This is a genomic window from Methyloglobulus sp., from assembly GCF_964779595.1.
This window is the reverse complement of sequence record NZ_CBAROL010000068.1, coordinates 1-4,377: the sequence shown is the minus strand read 5'-3', so window position 1 is coordinate 4,377 and position 4,377 is coordinate 1. Positions and strand designations below refer to the sequence as shown.

Below are 4,377 nucleotides of genomic sequence, written 5' to 3'. Positions count from 1 at the left end.
CCGGTGTTCGGGCTGTGGCCTATGGCGATGAATACACCGTGTACGTCCACGCCTTTGGTCGAGCCGTCTTGGGTGTTTTTCATTCTAAGCCCAGTAACGCCCATGTCGTCGCCTAATACTTCGTCTAGGGTGTGATTCCAAACAATCTCGACATTGCCGTTTTTGGCTTTTTCCAGCAGTTTGTCGGACAAGATTTTTTCGGAACGAAATTTGTCACGGCGATGAATGACGGTGACTTTTGAGGCTATGTTGGACAGATATAAGGCTTCTTCAACGGCGGTATTGCCGCCGCCAATGACGGCGACGGGTTTGTTCCGGTAGAAAAAACCGTCACAGGTGGCGCAGGCGGAAACGCCTTTGCCTTTGTAGGCTTCTTCGGATTCAAGACCTAAGTAACGTGCGGATGCGCCGGTGGAGATAATCAGGGCATCACAGGTATAAGACCCTGCATCGCCAGTCAGTTTGAACGGCTTGGCCGATAAATCCGCCGTGTGGATGTGGTCGAATATAATCTCGGTATCAAAGCGTTCGGCATGACGACGCATTCTGTCCATCAATTCAGGGCCTTGCAGACCTTCAACATCACCGGGCCAATTATCGACATCGGTTGTGGTCGTCAATTGTCCGCCCTGCTCTAAACCGGTAATCATCACGGGTTTCAAGTTGGCTCTTGCTGCATACACGGCAACGGTATAACCGGCAGGACCTGAACCTAAGATTAGCAGTCGGCAGTGTTTGGGGGTGGGCATTAGGATTCTCCAGATATAAAATCTAACTATCTCTCAAAATACTTAGCAAAAACAGCACCAGTTAGATTCTAACTGACGCTGTTTCAATTACTGAGACGTGTAAAATGGTTATTGATTCTGTTTTATCACCACTTTAGTACCTGTGTCTATACCTTTGACACCTTTGCAATAAACCTGAGCATCGTATGCTTCGGCACCTGGCGTTGACGACTTGGATTTATTGACTTTCACTAGGTAAACCCCAGTCCCTTTAGCCAATTTCACTGAACGGCTGTAAGTATCATCGCCATCTGATTTATCAGTACTCAGGGGTGAAGAAGATGAACTTTTTGAACCTTGGATGCTTATTTTTGATGGATTAACCGGAAGCAAATCCTTCACGGATACCGAAAGGTATTTAGTTCCCTTAGCACAAGTGACTTTATAGGTATCTGTTCTCGGTTTCCCCGAAGTCGCTTTGCCGACTGCGCCAGTTATTGGCAATACACAGACACCACCAATCATTTGATTCGGCAGATTGCACGCCGAAGGAACTGGTGTGGGTGCTGGAACTGGGGTTGGGGTTGGAACTGGAGTTGGTCCATTAATCAGCGTCTTAAGAGCGGCAAGATTGACTTTATCGGCATTGTACGCAGCTTGGTATCCTGCCTTCAGGTTTCCCTTGCTCTCATTACCTGCCATGCCAGTATGACAGCTCTGGCAATTAGTGACATTTATACCTTTGCTAATAGACAATGCAAAAATTTCGGCTGTTGCTAAAGCATCAGTTACCATGCCCAGAGATACCGACATCAAGAGTGCAGTAGACAAAAAATTTCTTAACAAATTTATTTTATGCATAGCTTGCCCCACACATTATTTTATTATTCACAAGTAAACCCTCTAAAATTATCGTAAGCGAAATAACCAATCTTAAAATCAGAACTTTTAATCGCACCAACAATCCACTTTTAAGAATGATTGAGGGCAGACTAGCGGCTAATAATTAAACGATGCTTAAATCGAAAAAATAAATATAACACTGTTTAATAAAAGGCTCGCTTACTTTCTACTTCTGAAGCCTGTCATAATATTGCGAATGATGGCTTCAATAACTATTAGCTCACTCTGAACTTAATCCTGCCTTTTAGCCCACCCTATACCCGCCTATTGATTTACAATTCCGTACAATTTTCCGTAAATGCCTTTTTAGCCTTGACCGCCTTATAAATGAATAAACCCGTAACGCCCAGATCCAAAGCACGGAGCAATACTGATGTTTTGCCCAACCGCAAGCCGCGCAAAGGTGCTCCGCGAAAATCGGTAAATTCCGTTCCGCCACAAAATTTCCGACAAAAATTGCTATTCATAGCGGCTGAGACCTTAGCGCTTGCTGCGGTGGTAAGCTATGGAATTGTCGTGGTGCTGGGGAATGCTGCCAATGGCTTTTCCGGCACCAGTTTTCTGGGCAGTTTGCTGCCGTTTGCAGTGGGTGTTATGGCGTTGATATTGGTATCAACCATTTTTCTAGTTGGCTGGTGGAAGCTGCGGTGCTATTTAAAAGCCCATTCCGAAGCTTTTGTTCCGATAGCCGCAATCGGTGTGGTTTTGATAGTCGCAATTCTTTCTTGGCAAGATAGCTTCAGGCTATCTATTGGTCAATTTCGCACCTTGGTTGGCGGTAAGGAAGAAGCCAGTCGAGTCACGCTCAACCACCAAGTGTTTGCCGCTTATCGACGTTATAATTCGACAGGCTTAAACAAGATGATGCAAAGAGCAGAATCTTATAACTCCGCTATTGCAGAAGCCGCTACGGAATTCGACGTAGACCAAAACCTGCTACAAGGCATTGCCGCAACAGAATCTTCTTTCAAACCCAGGGACAGTAATGATGGCGGTCACGGTTTATTCCAGATCACGGCAGTGCCTAAAGCCGTGTTGGAAGAAGCCAAAGATCATTTGAAAACAGAGCAATTATCCTTATACGATCATCGCCATAACGCTTTCATCGCCGCCATCACATTCAAACATTACTTGGCAGAGATGAACAATGATGTGTTTCTGGGCTTGCTTGCTTACAATATTGGTCCAGCCAATGGTGGACTTCGCTTTATCATGAAAAAATACGGCGTGACTGACTTCATCACCATACAGCCTTATTTGCAGTTGCTGCCTCGTGATTATCCGATTAGGGTGTTGTCGTACGCTTTGGCTTTTCGACTTTGGCAAAAACAAGGTAAACTTCTGGCTTACGAAGCAGGCAATAATGCCATGCAAATTCAACGCTTAGGCGTACCGGGGTTGCCGTAACAATGGCCTGTATGCTTTTGGTTTAATGTAACTATTTAGTATAACGGTTAATATTTTGATAATTAGATTGGCTTTATTACTGATTTTTGCCGCAATTGCCAATTTTGTGCTGGCAATCGCTCTTGATCAATTAACGTTAACGAGCTTTTCTGTGTACGTATCAAACCTTGGTTCAATAATGCTGCTATGCGCTTTTTCCCTGTTATTGCTAGCGGGTTTATGGACGATATTCAGATTAATGCTAACCTCTATCTGCAATTATTTTGCTACCCGTCAGCGCATGGAAAGGAGATTGCTGTTTTATACTAGCCAGCACAATCGCCTAAATCGGCTTTTCCATTTCAAAAAAGTGCGCTTGCTGTATATCAGCCAACAAAAACGCAAAAGCCTGCTAAAAAAGCATGATAAAAAATCTGCAAGCCTATGAAAATACTACAAAATAAGATTGATAACATAATTAATATTATCCATTCAATAAAGGTTAAAAATCTTGACTGGCGATCTGAAAACCAGGATCAGCAAATAAAACTCACCCATAAAAAAGTTCTTGCTGACAAAGCATTAGCCGCAGAATTAACAAAAAGAAGTGTGCAATTAGCCCACGAAATTAATTTGCTGAAAACGCGTCAGCACTCAGAACTTGCGATGTTGAAAACGCGCTGCAATCAAGATGTCAAAGACTATCAACAATATCTGCAATCATTACAGCAACTTAAGTTGGTGATACTACGCAGTTATGCACACCTACCAGATGCTATCGCACATACCATCCACCATCATGCAAAATCCTTATTAAACAGCATGTGGGAGGCGGAAAGTTTTGAAGACCAAATAAACCACGAAGCACAGCTCATAAAATTTATGATGACAGTGCATGAAGAAGCTCGGCTTCACCTATCTGGTGCGTTAGATGAAAAGCTACCAGAGAATACTTTAAAGTTAATTAATCAACAGAATAGCCAGTCATTGGCTCAATATTGAAATAGTTCGATGGCTTATAACTGTTTGATTTCAGTCGAACTCAGCTTGAAAATATCAAGCGTAACCCCACCTTATCCATTATCGCGGGAACAATGCTTTTATATTCCGGTCTTTGTGTTTATGAAAGAGCGACTAAACTTGCTCCACAACAATTTGCAATAAGCGTAATACGAAACGCGTTTGTTTATTTCCCATAAAACCAGCTATTATTACTTAGATTCAACTCATAAGTGCAATTCATTTTAACGTGATTGAAAGAGGTTAGCTGATATAGTTCAAGGCTTTTTCAATCCGACCAAAGATGAGGAAGCTTATGAAAGGTTATAAACAGCTAACCCAGATACAAAGATACCAGATT

Annotated in this window: 4 protein-coding genes; 2 read left to right on the top strand and 2 right to left on the bottom strand. The window is 42.8% G+C overall.

Going from position 1 to position 4,377, the window contains the following annotated elements; all coding sequences use genetic code 11:
* The coding region (locus AC1YY3_RS12845; RefSeq protein ID WP_481824534.1) for an FAD-dependent oxidoreductase at positions 1 to 749 on the bottom strand (749 nt) is incomplete at its 3' end.
* Positions 750 to 857: 108 nt separating this feature from the next.
* On the bottom strand, positions 858 to 1,589 hold the full coding sequence (locus tag AC1YY3_RS12840; protein WP_481824533.1) for a hypothetical protein: 732 nt from the start codon (positions 1,587 to 1,589) through the stop codon (positions 858 to 860).
* Between the two features lie 369 nt (positions 1,590 to 1,958).
* Between AC1YY3_RS12840 and AC1YY3_RS12835 the strand changes: the two genes are divergently transcribed.
* Together AC1YY3_RS12835 and AC1YY3_RS12830 are read left to right on the top strand one after the other, a co-directional pair.
* The gene (locus AC1YY3_RS12835) at positions 1,959 to 3,038 is read left to right on the top strand and encodes a transglycosylase SLT domain-containing protein (RefSeq protein WP_481824532.1); all 1,080 of its coding nucleotides are present in this window, start codon (positions 1,959 to 1,961) and stop codon (positions 3,036 to 3,038) included.
* Positions 3,039 to 3,461: 423 nt separating this feature from the next.
* Positions 3,462 to 4,019, top strand: coding sequence for a hypothetical protein (locus AC1YY3_RS12830; RefSeq protein ID WP_481824530.1), 558 nt, complete (start codon positions 3,462 to 3,464; stop codon positions 4,017 to 4,019).
* Positions 4,020 to 4,377: the final 358 nt, after the last annotated feature.